Below are 16,702 nucleotides of genomic sequence, written 5' to 3'. Positions count from 1 at the left end.
AAAATTTCCTAAATTGACAAAATCGAAAAAAATATATATACTTATTTTCGAATGTTCGAATATATGTATAAAAAGAGGTGATTATAATTAATTTGCTGCAGCTCTTTGAAGCCCATGCAGAGCTTTGCAAAAGCCTTTCCAACCCAAAAAGGCTTATGATAATAGCAATGCTTGCTGAAGGAGAGGCAAACGTAACAGAAATTGCAAAGACAATTGACGCTAGGCCATCAACAGTTAGCCAGCACCTAGCTCTTCTTAGAGCACACAATTTAGTAGAAACCAGAAAAGAGGGCAAAACAATTTACTACTCGCTCTCAGACAAAAGATTAGGTGAAGCCTGCAATCTTATTAGACAAATCCTCTATGAAACAATGAAAAAGAAGGGCAATTTTGCAAAGGAAATGAGTTTAGAAAGCAATCTGCTTTGCTTTAAAATAAAAAATTAAATATTTAGGAGGATGTATCATGAGTTTAGACCTGAAAAATTTGAAAGTAGACAAAACAGTAGATGCAAGAGGAAGTGCCTGCCCTGGTCCACTACTTGCAGCCAAAAGGGAAATCGTCTCAATACCTATTGGGGGAATAATGGAAGTTCTATCCTCTGATGAAGGGACAAACGAAGACCTCCCGCTGTGGGCAGAAAAGGTTGGACACGAATTTTTGGGAAATATTGAAGAAGCTGGGTATTGGAAACTTTATGTAAAAAGAGGAAAATAAAGTGTCTGCTAATAATCCAAAAATCTTAGTTTTTTCAACGAACAATATCTCAGATCCTGGCATTGACCTTGCGGGAGCGTCTCATATGGACTATCCAGAATCAGTTAAAGTTATAACAGTTCCTTGTTCTAGTGGCATAAGCCCAAAATGGATTTTAAATGCAATAAAAAGTGGTTTTGATGGAGTATTCATAGCTGCTGATGGAACAGATTGTCCTTATTTAACTAACTGCACAGATAGAACTGCAAAGGTCGTAGAGAAATCACAAGAACTCCTCACAGCAAACAACCTAGATCCAAGAAGAGTAAAAATGGCTGCAATATGTTCCGTATGTGCTGAATCATTTGTCTCACATATCAAAAAGTTTCATAAAGCATTAAGCGAATTGAATAACTAAACTATAAGGAGCAGGCGATGAGCGACTATAAAAAGTTTGACGCATTAGTAATAGGTGGCGGAATTGCTGGAATGGAATCTTCTATATTGCTTGGTGATATGGGATTCAAAGTGCTTCTTGTAGAAAAAGAATCCAGTATTGGCGGAAAAATGATACTACTTAGCAAAGTATTTCCCACTCTTGATTGTTCTAGTTGCATATCCACACCTAAAATGGCTGCTACAGCTGCTCACAATAATATCACAATATTAAATTACAGCGAAGTTGAAGAGATAAAGAAGGAAAAGAATTCTTTTATAGCTAAAATTCTTAAAAAGGCCACATTTGTTGACCCAGCCAAGTGTACAGGATGCGGACAGTGCGAGCTTGCTTGCACTGTCCCTTTGCTTGACCAGTTCAATTGCGATCTTATTCCCAGAAGAGCAGCATACATTGCATTTCCACAAGCAGTTCCAAAAAAAGCAGTAATAGAGAGGTTTGGCACCTCACCTTGTACTTTTGTATGCCCCGTTGGCGTAAAGGCACACGGGCTTGTTTCGCTTTCAAGATCTGGAAAATTTGAAGAAGCATATCGCTTACATCTTGAAGATTCTCCTTTCGTCTCAACTCTTAGCAGAATATGTTCTGCCCCCTGCGAAAAAAGATGCACCAGAAACCAATTGGAAGGTTCTATCCCTATCAGAAACATAAAACGATACATTGCAGACAAGCACTTTGAAAATTCCCCTACCCCTCAGAAAATAGAACTAAAAGACCTATCAGACAAGAGAGTTGCAATTGTTGGTTCTGGCCCATCAGGATTGAGCGCTGCGTACTATCTTGCCAAAAAGGGCTACAGAGTAACTATTTTCGAATCATCAGATAAACTGGGGGGCAAACTTAGATTAATCCCTGGTTACTTGCTTCCAAAGAATTTACTAGACAGAGACATTGAAGAAATAACATCATATCAAAACATTGAAGTAAAGCTAAACACGAAGATCTTTTCTCTAAATACATTAAAAGAAAGCGGATTTGACGCAGTATTGCTGTCAACTGGAACTAGCTATAATGAGAAGGATTATCCAGAAACTCTAAAGCAAAAGAATGTCATTGACGCTATCAAATTCCTGCAAGACAAAGATATTCACTCTACTCTAAATTCGAAAAACGTCGTTGTAATTGGTGGAAACAACATTGCTATGCACTGCGCCAGAGTAGCATTAAGATACAAAGCAAACGTTTCAATACATTTTGAAAAGGACAGAGTTGACATGAGCGCTACAAAAAAAGAAATCGATGATGCAACAAACGAAGGAGTCAAATTGGTTCTTAATTCAAAATTAGATGAAATAGATAAAGCAGATATTATTATTTATGCAATGGATCCAAGGCCTGAGCAATTAGTCTTTGATGAGTCTAACCCGAACATATCTGAATTAAAAGTTAATGAATTCTATCAGACCCAAATCCCTTGGGTATTTAGTTGTGGCGACAATGTGCACGGACACTCAAATATACTTAAAGCTATTTCCAGTGCAAAAAAAGCGGCTTTTTATCTTGATCTATTTTTAAACAATTTGGATTTTGGCTCAGAAAAATTTGATGACAGACTTCCTGCTGTAAAGCCAAACGAAATAAAAGATCGCTACAATTCAAACTTTCCAAAACACATGAAATTTGAGCCACATCTTAGAACAAAAGATTTCAATTTTGAGGAAATAGAACAAACTATCTCAGAAGAAGAAGTAAAGAAATATGCCACAGGTTGCCTGGATTGTGGCGGTTGTAGCGAATGCCACCAATGTGTAAACATTTGTCCTGCTAATGCAATAGATTTTTCAATTAGAGATACAAGATACGAAATAGAAGTAGATACTGTAATTGTTTCTACAGGATTCAATTTGTTTAACGCTAGCAAAAAGGAAATATTTGGGTTTGGCAGATTCCCAAACGTTATCGATGCAATGCAAATGGACAGAATACTTGCTCCTACCAGACCATACAACGCTGTAATAAGGCCATCTGATGGCAAGGTGCCATCAAATATTGCAATGATATTGTGTGTGGGCTCGCGAGATAGAAAGGTAGACAACAACATATGTTCAAGAGTTTGCTGTATGTATTCTCTAAAACAGGCACAACTTATAATGGGGGCTCTACCTACTGCTGATCTGACTATATATTACATTGATATAAGGGCATTCGGCAAAGGATATGAAGAGTTTTATCACCAGGCTAAAGAAATGGGCATAAGATTTGTAAAAGGGAAGGTAGCAAGAATAGAAGAAGACGAAGAAAACAATCTAAATCTGTTTTACGAAGACATGGAAGAAGACGGACAAATAAAGGTTGCCAATCACGATATGGTAATACTATCAGTCGGACTATTGTCAAACACAACTGCATTCAAGCCGTTCAAAGATATGAAACTGGATTCGGACAATCACATGTTCGTAAGAGAAGTAGAAGAGAACACAGAACCGGCAAAGACTTCAATAGAAGGAATATTTGTTGCTGGCACTTCAAGTTCCATAAAGGATATCCCCGATTCTGTTGTACACGCTGGAGCTGCTGCAGCTCAAGCAGCAGGATACATTACTAAGATGAGGAGGGGGCTATGAGCGGTAGAATTGGCGTTTTTGTATGTTATTGTGGTGGAAACATATCAGACTATGTGGACGTAGAGAAGGTAAAAGATGCAGTAGCAAATGATGAAGGCGTAGCATATGCAAAGACCAATATGTTTACGTGTTCTGACAGCGCTCAGACAGAAATGATAAACGCAATAAAAGAAAAGAATCTAGACGGAATTGTAATAGCTTCTTGCTCTCCAAAACTTCATTTGAAGACCTTTCAAAATATGGCACAGAGGGCAGGACTTAACCCTTACCAATATACTCAGGTAAATATTAGAGAGCAGTGTTCATGGGCACACACTCACAACAAAGAAGCAGCAACTGCAAAGGCAATTGACTTAGTAAGAGCAGGTATTGCAAAAACTAGAAATTCCGTCCCACTCACTCCATTAAGGGTAAACACTGTTAATCAGGCTTTAATAGTAGGAGGAGGCATATCAGGCTTAAGGTGCGCTTTAGCATTATCCGATATGGGAATCTTTGCCCACGTAATAGAGAAAGAATCCAAAATAGGTGGTAACCTAAAGGACATAGGCGTTGTCTTTCCTGACAACAAAAATGGTTCTGAACTAATAGAGGAACTTGAAAAAGAGATCAAAAAAAGAAATAACATCAACATTTATACCAATGCAAAACTAATAAAAAAACAAGGCAGCGTGGGAAATTTTGAATGTGACATAATGTCTGGAGACGAAAAATTAACTCTAAACGTCGGTTCAATAATTTTAACAACAGGATTTAAACCCTATACTCCTAAACCAAATGAATTTGGTTATGGACATCCAAATGTAATAACTTTGGTAGATTTTAAGAAGTTGTTAGCCAATAACGTTAAAAAGGGCGAACTGGTCTTTAATGGTCAAAAAATTAGAGAGATAGCCTATATTTACTGTGTTGGCTCACGAGAAAATAACAAAGAAAACGGCAACAAATACTGTTCCAGATATTGCTGCAGCGCTGTTAACTACGCTTCTCTTTTAGCATTTGACATCGATAAGAATTTGAAGCAATATCACATCTACAGAGATATAAGAACATACGGAAAATATGAAGAATATTATGAAGAAAATCTCAGGCGCGGAGCTTTATACTTCAAGTATGACGAAGAAACCCCCCCAGATATTAGTCTAAAAGGCGAAAGAATAAAAATTATTGTAAAGGATAGACTGTTAGCCAAGGAAGATATCTTAATTCCCTGCGACTTGCTTGTGCTTGTAAATGGTATGGTGGCAAATGAGAACTCAGAACTAAACGATATTTTAAAAACTCCAATTGGTAAAGACAAATTTTATAACGAAATACATCCAAAACTAAGACCTGTAGAAACTGTAATAGATGGCATATTTATTGCAGGAGCATCACAAGGCCCAAAAAATATTTCAGAAAGCGTAGCTAGTTCAATGGCTGCTGCATCGAAAACGGCATCACTTCTTATTAAAGGCTATGTAGACATTGAGCCCACTGTTGCACACGTAATAGAAGAAAAGTGTACGGGTTGCAAACTATGCGAAAATTCATGCCCATACGAAGCAATATCTTTTGTAAACAGAAACGATAAAGTAATTGCAAGCATAAATCCTGCAATTTGTAAAGGATGTGGCGGCTGTGTTCCTGATTGTCCTGAAGATGCTCTGGAAGTTCTTGGCTACACTCACGCTCAAATAAATTCCATGATAAATTCTATGCTTTTGGAGGCAAAATAATGCTAAAAAAATTTATTAAGCCACCTTTACACGTTATAAAAAGCGAAATGTATTTCCACGAAAAGATAATCTCTTTGCTCAAAAGTGAACCAAAAACAATACCAGAAATTTCAAAGGAGCTAAATATACCAACCTATGAGGCTACCATGCACCTAATGGCAATGCGTAGATACAACCTTGTAGAAGAGCTTCCGAAAAAGAGGCGAGACGATTATTACAAATACGCTCTCAAGGAGAAATAAGATGATAAAAGTCAATTCTGGATTGATAGATAAAATTAAGATAAGTGAGGATTTCAACGCATCAGCATGCTTTAACTGTGGGACTTGCTCGGCACTGTGCCCAGTAGGCTTTGATATTTTACCCAGAAAACTTTTTAGATATGTTCTCTTAGGCGAAGAGGAAAAAATTCTTGAGAGCACCGATCAGATATTTTCATGCCTTTTATGTAGGATGTGCGAAGAGCAATGCCCACATGATGTTAACATAACAGAAAACATAAGACTTATCAGAAATTATCTTGCCAAGAGCAAGCTTGGAGTGTGAAAAAATGAGCAAAGTAGGAGCTGTTTTAGGGATATTAAACGATAACTTTGAAAAGAGAAAGACTGTCTTTAGCGTTCCAGAAAAAAGCCTTGTCTCATGGGCAAAGGATTTAAACATAAAAAAGGGCACAGAAACAATAATTTATACCGGGCATATGTATCAACTTATGCCAATCACAAAGTCAGCAACCAATCTATATGAAAACCTGGAAGAATCCACTCTGATGAAACTAGCTCCAGTAGGAAGAATAGTTAATAAGTTTATTGACCTATCTTCAATGTCCAAATTTGCCGCAAAACCTGACAAAAGCGAAGAAGAACGATCAAATAGATGCTTGCAAAATATCTACAAGCTTTTAAAGTATGCTGGAGTAGAAGCAGGATATTTATACGAAGATGAACTCTATGTCGGTACCCTTTTATACGACAACGGCATAGATGAACCCCTAATTAATCAGGCAAAGATATTAAATAAAATCCTTAAAGAAAACAACGTAAAAAATATTATTACAGTTGACCCTCACACCACACATATGCTTAGAAAGGTTTATAAAAAAATCTTGCCAGAATTTGATTATGAGGTGAAAAATTACATCGAAGTATTGTATGAAAAAAAGATCAAACCTCAAAACAAACTGGACATGATTGTAGCCATCCACGATTCCTGTGTCCTGGCAAGATATGAAGAAGTAATCGAAGAACCAAGAGCTCTTTTAAAAAATGCAGGAATAAATTATGTAGAACCAGAACTTTCAAGAAAGCTCACTCACTGTTGTGGTGGCCCAATTGAATCGCTTTTCCCAAAAAAGGCAAAAGAAATTGCCTCAAAAAGAGCAAACGATTTATTAACCTGTTCAAACGTAGTAACTACAATGTGTCCAATTTGTTTATTAAACCTAAAAGAAAGCACTCCTTTAAAGGATAGTTTTTTGGATCTGTCAGAAATTTTAGCGAAAGCTTATTTATAGAGTCCATAAAAGTGGAGGAAAAGGATGGCAAAGAAGGCGTTTATTGCCCTTACGTCAGGTCCAGATAATCCAGAAAAAGTCATAGGTGCTTTTATTATGGCAAACGCTGCTTTTGCAATGGACTATGAAGTAACTATGTGGCTTCAAAGCGGAGGAGTTTTTACAGCTGTCAAGGGCATGTTTGAAAGAATAACATATAAAGATTACGATCCATTAGAAATTTATGTAAAAAATTTTATAGAACAAGGCGGTAAATTTTATTTGTGTGTTTGTGCAAGCAAAGCCAGAAACATAACTGAAAAAGACCTTGTTAGTAATGCACAAATAGTTGGAGCAGGAAGAGCAATGTTAGACATCTCAGAGTCAGACTTAGTAATGTTTTATTAATTATCAACTCAAAAAAATTTAATCGGAGGTAGAAATGAGTGAAAAACTTGTAATTACCTTATCTTCTGGACCAGAAAACCCAGAAAAGGCAACTCTTGCATACGTAATGGCTAACGCAGCCCTTGCAATGGACGCTGAGGTATTAATGGTTCTCCAATCAAATGGAGTCTACACGGTAACAAAAGGTGTTTACGAACACATAAAAGCTCCCGGACACGATCCTATAAAAAAGCATGTTGAGAATTTTCTTTCAAATGGAGGAAAATTTTACGTTTGCATACCTTGCTGCCAGGAAAGAGACATTTCTCAAGATCAGATACTTGAAGGCTGTGAGATGGCCAAATCTGGCAAAGCAATGAAAGCTATATTAGAAGCAAAAACCACATTAAATTATTAATCTTTACGTCACAAACAAAGAAGAATTTTAAGGAGGACGATCAAAATGAACGAAAAAGTTGTAGTCATGTCAACAAGTGGGCCTGAAGATCCAGAAAAGGCAACTCTTGCATACGTAATGGCTAACGCAGCCCTTGCAATGGACGCTGAGGTAATAGTTTGTTTGCAGGCAAGCGGCGTATATACAGTAACGAAAGGTGTTTACGAACACATAAAAGCTCCCGGACACGATCCTATAAAAAAGCATGTTGAGAATTTTCTTTCAAATGGAGGAAAGATATTCCTTTGCATTCCATGTTGTGAAGAAAGAGGAATTACTAAAGAAATGATAGTTGATGGCTGCGAACTAACAAAGGCAGGAAAGGCTATCAAAGAAATATTAGAAGCTAATTCAGTATTAAATTATTAATTTTTTCTAAACGCTGCCCCGCCTCTAAATACCAGAGACGGGGCTTTGTATGGTCCTACAAGCACATCCTGTATATTTTTTCAACGTCTTCTTCAGTCAATGGTTTATATCCGCTCAAAACCCCACCCCTACAGGCTTTATGTGCCATAATTTTGAAATTCTTATCATCGATGCCAACTTCACTAAGAGTGCTTTTAAGACCTAATTTATTAAACAAAAAGTCGCTCAATGATGATATTGCTTTTCTTGCAATTTCCATATCGGGCAGTTTAGGATCGATTCCAAAGACATTAATTCCAAATTTTTTAAATTGTGAGACATTTGACTCATCAAGGATATATTCCATCCAACGAGGTGTAAGTATAGCAAGACCCAAGCCATGAGTAATGTCATAAAAAGCAGAAAGTTCATGTTCCATTGCATGACAGGGAGCATGAAATTCGCCGCCTGTTTGCAAAAATCCATTCAAAGCCCAACTTGATGCCCACATTAGGTTTGCTCTTGCCTGATAGTTAGTAGGCTCTTTTATTGCAATTGGAGCATATTTAATAACAGTTTTTATAACGTCTTCCATAACTCGCTCTACCATATCCATCTTTTCTGCTTTATTAAAATAAAACACATCAAAAACATGAGACAAAATATCAGCACTACCGCAAGCAGTTTGGTATGCGCTTACAGAATACGTATTTGTAGGGTCAAGAAAAGAAACCTTTGGTTGAAGCAATGGATGAATAAGGCCATATTTCTCATTGGTTTGTATATTACTAATAACAGCTCCCGAATTCATTTCAGACCCTGTAGCAGCTAGGGTTAATATTGTACATACTGGCAAAGCTTTTGTAACTGGCGCTTTGTGGGTTACAAGATCCCAACTATCTCCATCATAAAAAGTTGCAGCTGCAATTAACTTAGTGCAGTCTATTGTAGAACCACCACCAACAGCAAGCAGTACATCAATCTTTTCCTTTTTGCATATATCTCTGCCTTTGTTGACAGTTGTATGTCTGGGGTTTGGCTCAATACCAGACAACTCAAACACTGTAAGATCAGCCTTTTTTAGCTCATCCATAACCTTATCATAAAGGCCAATCTTCTTAATCGTACCTCCTCCATATGTAAGAAGCACTCTTTTACCAAATTGTTTTAACTCCTCGCCTAAGTGAGAAAGCTGATTTGGTCCAAAGTAAACTTTTGTTGTGTTCTGAAATACAAAATTGTACATAATCAAACCTCCTTTTTTGCGTTAAGATTTATTTCATAATTCATTCTAAATATTTTAAGAAAAAATATATCACTTGGAGTTAACTCAAAGTAAAGTATAATAATATTCTAAAAAAACCTTAAATTTATCCTAATTTTTTTTAGCTATCATTAAGTCATAAAAATAAATTCAAACTCTTTTAAAGTTTTTTGCTGACAAATGGAAAAAGATCTAAAAAATATATTTTTTAATGAAAGCAACCTCTTGAAAGTACCAAAAATAACAATTTACTTTTGGGTTGCAAAACTTCTCTCTACTGCTATGGGAGAAGCCACTTCAGATTATTTGGTTTTTCATACAAATCCATATTTAGCAGTAATTGCATGCAGTTTAATCTTCGTTGGTTCAATATGGCTACAAATGAAAAGCAATAGATATTATGCGCATTACTATTGGTTCGCAGTAATAATGGTTAGCATATTTGGAACTCAAATAGCCGACGTAATACATGTAGTTTTGGGTGTCCCATACAGTTTTTCTACTCTATTTTTTCTCATAACACTAATTCTAACTTTAGCAGCCTGGAAATCCAAAGAAAAAACTCTTTCTATACACAGCATATATACCTCACGACGAGAAGCATTTTATTGGGCGACCATTGTTATAACATTTGCCCTTGGAACAGCAGCCGGAGATATGACTGCCTTTACTCTCAATCTTGGATATTTTGAATCAGGGTTGCTTTTTACAGTAATGTTCTCCATTCCAATAATTGCATATTTCATGTTTGATTTTAATGAAATAGCTGCATTTTGGATTGCATATATAATGACCAGACCTCTTGGAGCCTCATTTGCTGATTGGGCCGATAAACCTATAAGATTTGGTGGACTTGGTTTTGGATCATTTACAGTAAGCCTAATATTAACCCTTGCAATTTTGGTAGTAATACTTTTCTTAATTGTCTTCAAAATTGATGATCCTAACCAGTTTCTTAAGAGGGCTCGTGAATAAAATCAAGTATTTTGTCTCTAAACACGATCAACTGAACTAAAAGAAAGATTTTTATAAAAAGCCTAAACTTTGTGCCAAAAACAATGTTTCTATACCTTTTTCTATTCCTCAAATCTTTAAGCATCTTATCTAAAAACCGTTCATAGTTAATTTCAGCAAAAAGCTTATTTTTCTCAGAAATTAAAATTGCATCAGTTGCCACTTGGCCAGTTCTAACAGCATAATATATGCCCTCACCTGTTATAGGATCTACAAAACCACCCGCATCACCTACTAACAAAATATTATTGAAACCAACTCTATTCGGAATCCAACCTGTAGGTATTAGATGAGAAAAAACTTTTGTTGGCTCTTTATATCCAATTGAGTTTAAAAAATTATTGAACTGCTTTTTTATCAAACCATTGTTTTTGCTTATTAGCGCTCCCATTCCAACAATAGTTCTTTCTTTATTAGGAAAAATCCATCCATAGCCAAATTTTGTAAATCCAAAATATAAAGAAGCCCGATCAGTTGTAAATTTATAATCATAAAATTCCATAGCAAGAGTCAAATTATCTTTATACTCACGGATATCTATAATTTCATTTTTTACCAAAGAGCTTCTTATAATGCTATTCACACCGTCAGCAGCAACAATATATCTCCCCTTAAAAGTATTGTTATTTGTAAATACCAACAAATTGTTTACATCTATATCTACAACCTTAGTTTTTTCAAAAAAATAAGCTCCAGATTCTATTGCCTTCTTTAAAATTGCAAAATCAAATTTTTTTCTATCGACATAGAGAAATAACTTTTTTGAAAATGATGATATTATTTTTGTTCTCCCATAATAAACCTCGAATCTATTGGAAAAAAATTCAGTTTCTTGTCGTAAAAAATTAATTCCAAATATTGAATCAATTAAGTTATAAGATTTTTTTGTTAATAATCCCCCGCAAAGCTTATCTCTAGGAAAAACTTCTTTATCAATCAATGCTACTCTTAAACCTTTTTTTGCCAACAAAAAGGCCGCTGTAGATCCAGCAGGCCCTGCACCACAAATAATTACATCAAATTCTAATATTCTATTGTTCATATAAATTTATTATTATATAAGATAAGGTCAAGAGAATTAAGAATTAATTATAAAGAAAAAGATAATCTTTATCAAATAATAAATTTTACTTATCAAGATAAATTAATTTATATCTAAACAAAATTTAAAAAAATGATAGAATTTAATTAAATATTTTATTTCCTTACCACACATTTACTAAACTCTTCCACTCTCAAACCCACTTTTAGTCTAAAGATTCAATAAAAAATAAATATTCTTCGGTATACCAACTACGGATTTCAAATTGTTTTTCAAAGTTAGAGATTTTTTAGTATTCATTAAATATGCAAAGAAAGGGGGCGATAATAAGTTAGTTAACGTTATAAAAAACATAAGCTATTAAAAGTTATTTATGTGAAAGAAAAACTATTGAAGGAGGAGGACAATGAGACGCACGTTAATATCTTCATTAATAATTTTAGTTTTCACACTTTTTAGCTATAACCTTGCTCAAGCCCAAAACTGTTTCTTGCAAGACTCTTTGATAGGATATCAAATTTTTCAAAATATTGCCGCCAATGGTTTTAATAGTGTGCAACTTACAGGAGAATGCTTTGGATGTATAAATGAACCAGTTGCAACTTGTACTTGGAAGGGGCAGGACATACCTCTTCAACACATTCAAAATGTAACAGTGGAAGGCTTTAGAGATGCCCAACTTGTAGGTCAATGTCAACTTCACGCTCCTGGCTCCTGTCTTAACGGAGAATTTATTAATGTTTTTAGGGCTGAAAACGAATATCCAGGCAAATTACTAGTACACAACGGCCTTCAGGGTCCACAATGCACATATCAGACATGGATTATGGAATAAAAACAAAATGAAAAAATATTGGTCAAAGATATTAATCATTGCAGTTAGCTTTGTAATTATTATCTCTATAATCTTTGTAATCAATTTTAAACCCTCTAAAACTTTGTCCAATAGTTCCAAAATTTCTGATGATTCGAATACCTATCTTTTTTACAAATGTAATCCAAATGGTGAACTTGAATTTAAAAATTTATATTTCTATACCCAAAATGAACAAGACAAAAAAATTAGCACCATAGAATCGCTTCAACAAGCCGGTTATAAAAATCTAGGAGGACCAGATGAGCTTTTAATAAAAGACAGCAGAGGGTTCGTAACCTCAACAAAAACTATAAATTTATCTTGCAAAATTAGGGACTTCACATATAACATCACTGTTGGTGCAATGACGGGAAATCCTAATCCTGTGGGCCAATGTGGTGCCTTTAGCAGCCATTGGATAGAAATAGAAAAAGGAAACAGCACAATTTTGCCAAAAACTGTGTTACAAACATGTAATTCACAAAGCGCTATTTCAAAGATTACAATTAATTCAGCCGGTCAAATCCAGGTCTATAAAACAAATCCCTATTCTCAATCAGGATCTGCTAATCCTATGGATACTAATAAAAAGCGAACAATTTATGTAGGGCAAACCCCAGATGCAATAGCTACAGATAATTTTGGAAATATTTGGGTTTCAAATTATCAAAGTCAAAATATTGCAAAAATTAATCAAGATGGAGAGGTAGATCTTTTTAATCTAAAAGGTAGCCCAACAAATATTGCAGTAGATAGTTATGGCAATGTCTTTGTTATTGTTGAAGACAGTATAATAAAGCTTACTCAAGAGGGGAAAATAATTGGTACTTACAAAATAGCAGATGGTCTGAATTACATCTTTATAGATCCGCAAAATAACGTTTGGGTAGATGACTGGAAAGATGGGAAAATTTTTAAACTTAATGAGAATGGAAACATAACAAAAACCTATCAAGCAAGTTACGGCGCATATCAAATAATAATGGATAAGTCCAACAATCTATGGGTTGCTTCAAGTTATGGGCCCTTAATACTACTTTATCCAAATGGACACATAAAAGAATGCTCTCAATGTTGCGTAAATAAGATTACTACAGCTAATAATACAGCGTGGATTACTACAGGCAAGCTTTTAGATAATAGCATTATGTTAAGACACATAAACGCAAATTGTGAAATCTTGCCTCAAAGTTACAAATTGAATATCCAACCTACAGGAATAGCAATAGATAATAAAGACAATATATGGATTTCTGGAAACAAAAAAGAGGGTGAAGGAGTCCTAGAAGAAATAAGTGAATCAGAAATGCACGTATATTTACTTGGAAAATTCCCAGGTCCTTTAGTCATCGACAAATATAATAACATATGGGTAATAAGTGGAACAAATACTGTAACAGAATTTTATAAATTAGCAAATAATGCACAAACAAAATCAAGTGAAAACCCAACTTCTGGTCTTAATCCTCATCTTCCAATAGCAATTCATCATACTTTCCCAGAAAATATTGGAAAGTGAACATAATTATGCTTAAATAAAAAATTATTAAAATTTAATTTTCTAATAAGTTTTATTTATCAAGATTTAGAACCTTTAGCGATAAAAAATGCTAAAAAATATAATATAATAATAGATATTATTTATAGGAGGACACTAGAATGGATAAATATGTTTGCACAATTTGTGGTTATGTATACGATCCAGCCGTTGGAGACCCAGATGGTGGAATAGCACCAAACACTCCTTTCGAACAAATACCTGATGACTGGCAATGCCCTGTATGTGGAGCTTCAAAGTCTGATTTTAAAAAACAGGACTAGGAGGTAAACTAGATGAGTGTAAAGGGCACCAAAACAGAAAAAAATCTTCTTGCTTCGTTTGCAGGCGAATCCCAGGCAAGAACAAGGTATACTTTTTTTGCTTCACAGGCGAAAAAGGAAGGGTACGAGCAAATTGCTGCAATTTTTTTGGAAACTGCAGAAAATGAGAAAGAGCACGCCAAGAGATTTTTTAGCTTCCTTGAGGGCGGCGATGTTGAAATTACAGCTTCTTACCCAGCTGGTGTAATAGGCACTACACTAGAGAACCTCAAAGCCGCAGCAGAAGGAGAACACCTAGAACATACAGTATTATATCCTCAGGCAGCAGAAGTTGCAGAAAAGGAAGGTTTCCCTGAAATAGCTACGTTATTTAGGAATATAGCCAAAGTTGAGGCAGCCCATGAAAGAAGATATAGAAAACTCTACACAAACGTTCAAAACAATGAAGTCTTCAAGAAAACAGTAAAAACTGTTTGGAAATGTAGAAATTGCGGCTATCTTCACGAAGGAATCGAAGCACCACAAACTTGTCCAAGCTGCTTACACCCACAAGCTTATTTCGAACTCTTTTCAGAACCCTATTAATATTTTCCCATATTGCTCTAAGGTGTTCATAAAGCGCCTTAGAGCAATTTAGTAATTAATTGGTACCAGTATTGTTTCTATGTTCTTTCCGCCGCTTTGTTTGGATTTATTCCACGCTTCTATTGCTCTTTGTACAAATATATCAATATCTTCTTGTGGTTGATATTGAGTTACGCCAAGGGTGCATTCAAGATTTTCCCCATGCGAAAAGGTTTCAGATGTTATCATAGTTCTAATTCTCTTAGCAACGAACAGTGCACCAAAGACATCTGTTTCAGGGCAAAGTATAGTAAACTTATTTTTCGAATAACTACAAAACAAGTCAAGACTTCTTATCGAATCGTTAATCCTGTTGCAAAACTCTCTCAAGACTCTGTGGGCTATTTCTTTGCCAAATTTAGAGTAAATGCTATTGTAATTGTCGTTAGACAAGAAAATTAAACTAAGAGGTCTCTTATATCTTATTGATCTTTGAGTTTCCTTCTTTAATTCTTCAAGGAAGACCTTTTTGTCGTACAGGTTGGTGATAGGGTTTCTCACTCTTTTAATAATTTTAAAGTTCCTATATTTATCCAAGTTTGACATTCTGAACAAAGAAATAACTACTATTTCGCCATCTTTTATCTCTGAATAATCCAACCAAAAGGGTTCAATAGAAAATTCTTTTAACAAAACGCTATTTTTCAAAAAAACAACGTTTTCATTTTTCTTATTGCCCCTATTTCTAATACTTACAAGCCATTCCTTCAACCCCTCGCCTTTATATAAACTTTTTTCCTCAGGATAGAAAAAGTCATATATATCGAGATTTTTTTCGTTAAATTCACTTAAACTTGAAAGACCAATATAATTTAGGAGATTTTTATTCATAAAAACAATTTCATCAAATTGACAGACAAAAACAAAATTTTGGATATTAAAAGAGATTTCTTTATAGAATTTTAGATCAGAGACTATCATCTTCTGTTGATTAATTTCTTTGGCAAGGTTAAAGAAAAAGTCCAAAAAGGTTAGTTGATTGAAGTTTTCATCCACATAGTAAAAGCTAATATTAGTGCTAAATTTTAAATTAATTCCTCTTCCAAGAAGCAATAACAAAAAGATATCAGGAAAATCCTTTTTAATTTTATTTACAATAATCGGAATTTCTGAATTATTTTTCGACCTAAATATTACCAGATCTGGTCTAAATTCACCTATTTTTATGAAAATATCTTGAGATTTTGTGCACGTTTCAAGAGTCTCAACGTTGTTTGCAACCAAATTAGATATCTGAACATTAAAAGTTTTAGTTAAATCAATATATAAAACTTTTAAAGGTAGCAACATAACTAATCACGTAAATTAACTGTGTACAATTTCTGGAAATCTCATCAAATAAATCCCCAACCTCTTATCTTCACCGCCTATATGATACTTTAACCAATCAATAACAAAATGCTTTATTAATAAAAGAAAGCTATCGCTTATACCATTTTTCAAAAATTCCCTCTTGAGACCATTCATATCAATAATAAACCTATCGTGAAGCATCCTGTGTTGGTAGTAGTTTGGATACCTATACTTAATCATAAGATCTTCCTCTGTGCCAAAGTGAAATATTACGTATTTCTCTAAAAAGTTAAATATCTTAATTACTCCCTCTTTTGCCTCACCCTTCTCACATGAATCTAATAATTCATTTATGTTTTCAAAAAGCTTTTTGTGCTGGGCATCAATAATTTCTATGCCTGTTTCAAAATCAGGGGTCCACTCTACTCTCATATTTTCATCATCCATCAAAACACCCCTATCATTAAGTTCTCCCATAAATCTATATCTAAACTTTTTTATAGCCTTCATAATAATTTATTAAAATTTATTATAATATAAAATTCAAAATATCAATAAAATTAAACTAAAAGCAATTTAAAATTGTAATTTGCTAATTTTATCATGGAATGTTATATTACTTTTAATCAACATAGAGTTAATTTATAAAGTTATCTTCAAGACAAAAGT

The 16,702-nt window shown here is 34.5% G+C and carries 20 protein-coding genes; 16 read left to right on the top strand and 4 right to left on the bottom strand.

The window, feature by feature from the left end; translation table 11 throughout:
• Positions 1–92 precede the first annotated feature (92 nt).
• Genes THENA_RS02360 through THENA_RS02310 form a run of 11 tightly spaced genes read left to right on the top strand, consistent with a single transcriptional unit; the run spans position 93 to position 8,140 of the window.
• Complete coding sequence (locus THENA_RS02360) at positions 93–446, top strand: ArsR/SmtB family transcription factor (protein WP_013755836.1); 354 nt, start codon at positions 93–95, stop codon at positions 444–446.
• A 19-nt stretch (positions 447–465) separates the two neighbouring features.
• Positions 466–717, top strand: a complete 252-nt coding sequence (locus THENA_RS02355; protein WP_013755835.1) for a sulfurtransferase TusA family protein — start codon at positions 466–468, stop codon at positions 715–717.
• Position 718: 1 nt separating this feature from the next.
• A complete protein-coding gene (locus THENA_RS02350; RefSeq protein WP_013755834.1) occupies positions 719–1,114 on the top strand; it encodes a hydrogenase iron-sulfur subunit in 396 nt (131 codons plus the stop codon).
• 17 nt (positions 1,115–1,131) lie between these two features.
• Entirely contained in the window at positions 1,132–3,717 is a 2,586-nt protein-coding gene (locus THENA_RS02345) for an FAD-dependent oxidoreductase (protein ID WP_013755833.1), read from the top strand.
• Positions 3,714–5,435, top strand: a complete 1,722-nt coding sequence (locus THENA_RS02340) for a CoB--CoM heterodisulfide reductase iron-sulfur subunit A family protein (RefSeq protein WP_013755832.1) — start codon at positions 3,714–3,716, stop codon at positions 5,433–5,435. The genes THENA_RS02345 and THENA_RS02340 overlap by 4 nt, the downstream gene beginning before the upstream one ends.
• Complete coding sequence (locus THENA_RS02335; RefSeq protein WP_013755831.1) at positions 5,435–5,677, top strand: winged helix-turn-helix domain-containing protein; 243 nt, start codon at positions 5,435–5,437, stop codon at positions 5,675–5,677. Before THENA_RS02340 ends, THENA_RS02335 begins: the two co-directional genes overlap by 1 nt.
• A gap of 1 nt (position 5,678) precedes the next feature.
• Positions 5,679–5,981 carry a 4Fe-4S dicluster domain-containing protein gene (locus THENA_RS02330; RefSeq protein ID WP_013755830.1) on the top strand — a complete coding sequence of 101 codons (303 nt, stop codon included), beginning with the start codon at positions 5,679–5,681 and terminating at the stop codon, positions 5,979–5,981.
• 4 nt (positions 5,982–5,985) lie between these two features.
• Entirely contained in the window at positions 5,986–6,948 is a 963-nt protein-coding gene (locus THENA_RS02325) for a (Fe-S)-binding protein (protein WP_013755829.1), read from the top strand.
• A gap of 24 nt (positions 6,949–6,972) precedes the next feature.
• Positions 6,973–7,335, top strand: a complete 363-nt coding sequence (locus THENA_RS02320) for a DsrE family protein (protein ID WP_013755828.1) — start codon at positions 6,973–6,975, stop codon at positions 7,333–7,335.
• Positions 7,336–7,369: 34 nt separating this feature from the next.
• Complete coding sequence (locus tag THENA_RS02315; protein WP_013755827.1) at positions 7,370–7,732, top strand: DsrE family protein; 363 nt, start codon at positions 7,370–7,372, stop codon at positions 7,730–7,732.
• A 45-nt stretch (positions 7,733–7,777) separates the two neighbouring features.
• Positions 7,778–8,140 (top strand): DsrE family protein, encoded by a 363-nt coding sequence (locus THENA_RS02310; RefSeq protein WP_013755826.1) that lies wholly within the window; start codon positions 7,778–7,780, stop codon positions 8,138–8,140.
• A gap of 55 nt (positions 8,141–8,195) precedes the next feature.
• Here THENA_RS02310 and THENA_RS02305 read toward each other — a convergent pair whose 3' ends face one another.
• Positions 8,196–9,365 carry an iron-containing alcohol dehydrogenase gene (locus THENA_RS02305; RefSeq protein ID WP_013755825.1) on the bottom strand — a complete coding sequence of 390 codons (1,170 nt, stop codon included), beginning with the start codon at positions 9,363–9,365 and terminating at the stop codon, positions 8,196–8,198.
• 198 nt (positions 9,366–9,563) lie between these two features.
• On the opposite strand from THENA_RS02305, the gene THENA_RS02300 reads away from it, so the two are divergent.
• Positions 9,564–10,358: a COG4705 family protein gene (locus THENA_RS02300; RefSeq protein WP_013755824.1), complete on the top strand. Its 795-nt coding sequence runs from the start codon at positions 9,564–9,566 to the stop codon at positions 10,356–10,358.
• Here THENA_RS02300 and THENA_RS09570 read toward each other — a convergent pair.
• A complete protein-coding gene (locus THENA_RS09570) occupies positions 10,339–11,439 on the bottom strand; it encodes a geranylgeranyl reductase family protein (RefSeq protein WP_013755823.1) in 1,101 nt (366 codons plus the stop codon). The two genes, THENA_RS02300 and THENA_RS09570, sit on opposite strands and share 20 nt — an antisense overlap.
• Before the next feature lie 406 nt (positions 11,440–11,845).
• Between THENA_RS09570 and THENA_RS02290 the strand changes: the two genes are divergently transcribed.
• The 4 genes from THENA_RS02290 (at position 11,846) to rbr (ending at position 14,701) form a co-directional block, all read left to right on the top strand.
• Positions 11,846–12,274 carry a hypothetical protein gene (locus tag THENA_RS02290; protein WP_013755822.1) on the top strand — a complete coding sequence of 143 codons (429 nt, stop codon included), beginning with the start codon at positions 11,846–11,848 and terminating at the stop codon, positions 12,272–12,274.
• A gap of 7 nt (positions 12,275–12,281) precedes the next feature.
• The gene (locus THENA_RS02285) at positions 12,282–13,814 is read left to right on the top strand and encodes a Vgb family protein (protein WP_013755821.1); all 1,533 of its coding nucleotides are present in this window, start codon (positions 12,282–12,284) and stop codon (positions 13,812–13,814) included.
• A gap of 140 nt (positions 13,815–13,954) precedes the next feature.
• The gene (gene rd / locus THENA_RS02280; protein WP_013755820.1) at positions 13,955–14,116 is read left to right on the top strand and encodes a rubredoxin; all 162 of its coding nucleotides are present in this window, start codon (positions 13,955–13,957) and stop codon (positions 14,114–14,116) included.
• 12 nt (positions 14,117–14,128) lie between these two features.
• Positions 14,129–14,701 carry a rubrerythrin gene (gene rbr / locus THENA_RS02275; protein WP_013755819.1) on the top strand — a complete coding sequence of 191 codons (573 nt, stop codon included), beginning with the start codon at positions 14,129–14,131 and terminating at the stop codon, positions 14,699–14,701.
• A 48-nt stretch (positions 14,702–14,749) separates the two neighbouring features.
• On the opposite strand, the gene THENA_RS02270 is transcribed toward rbr, so the two are convergent.
• Positions 14,750–16,027 (bottom strand): diguanylate cyclase, encoded by a 1,278-nt coding sequence (locus THENA_RS02270; RefSeq protein WP_169309407.1) that lies wholly within the window; start codon positions 16,025–16,027, stop codon positions 14,750–14,752.
• An 18-nt stretch (positions 16,028–16,045) separates the two neighbouring features.
• Positions 16,046–16,543: a bacteriohemerythrin gene (locus THENA_RS02265; protein WP_013755817.1), complete on the bottom strand. Its 498-nt coding sequence runs from the start codon at positions 16,541–16,543 to the stop codon at positions 16,046–16,048.
• Between the last annotated feature and the right edge of the window lie 159 nt (positions 16,544–16,702).

The sequence above is a fragment of the Thermodesulfobium narugense DSM 14796 genome, from assembly GCF_000212395.1.
Classification (GTDB): domain Bacteria; phylum Thermodesulfobiota; class Thermodesulfobiia; order Thermodesulfobiales; family Thermodesulfobiaceae; genus Thermodesulfobium; species Thermodesulfobium narugense.
Note: the sequence above shows the minus strand (reverse complement) of the source record. Positions and strands in the feature narration are given on the sequence as shown.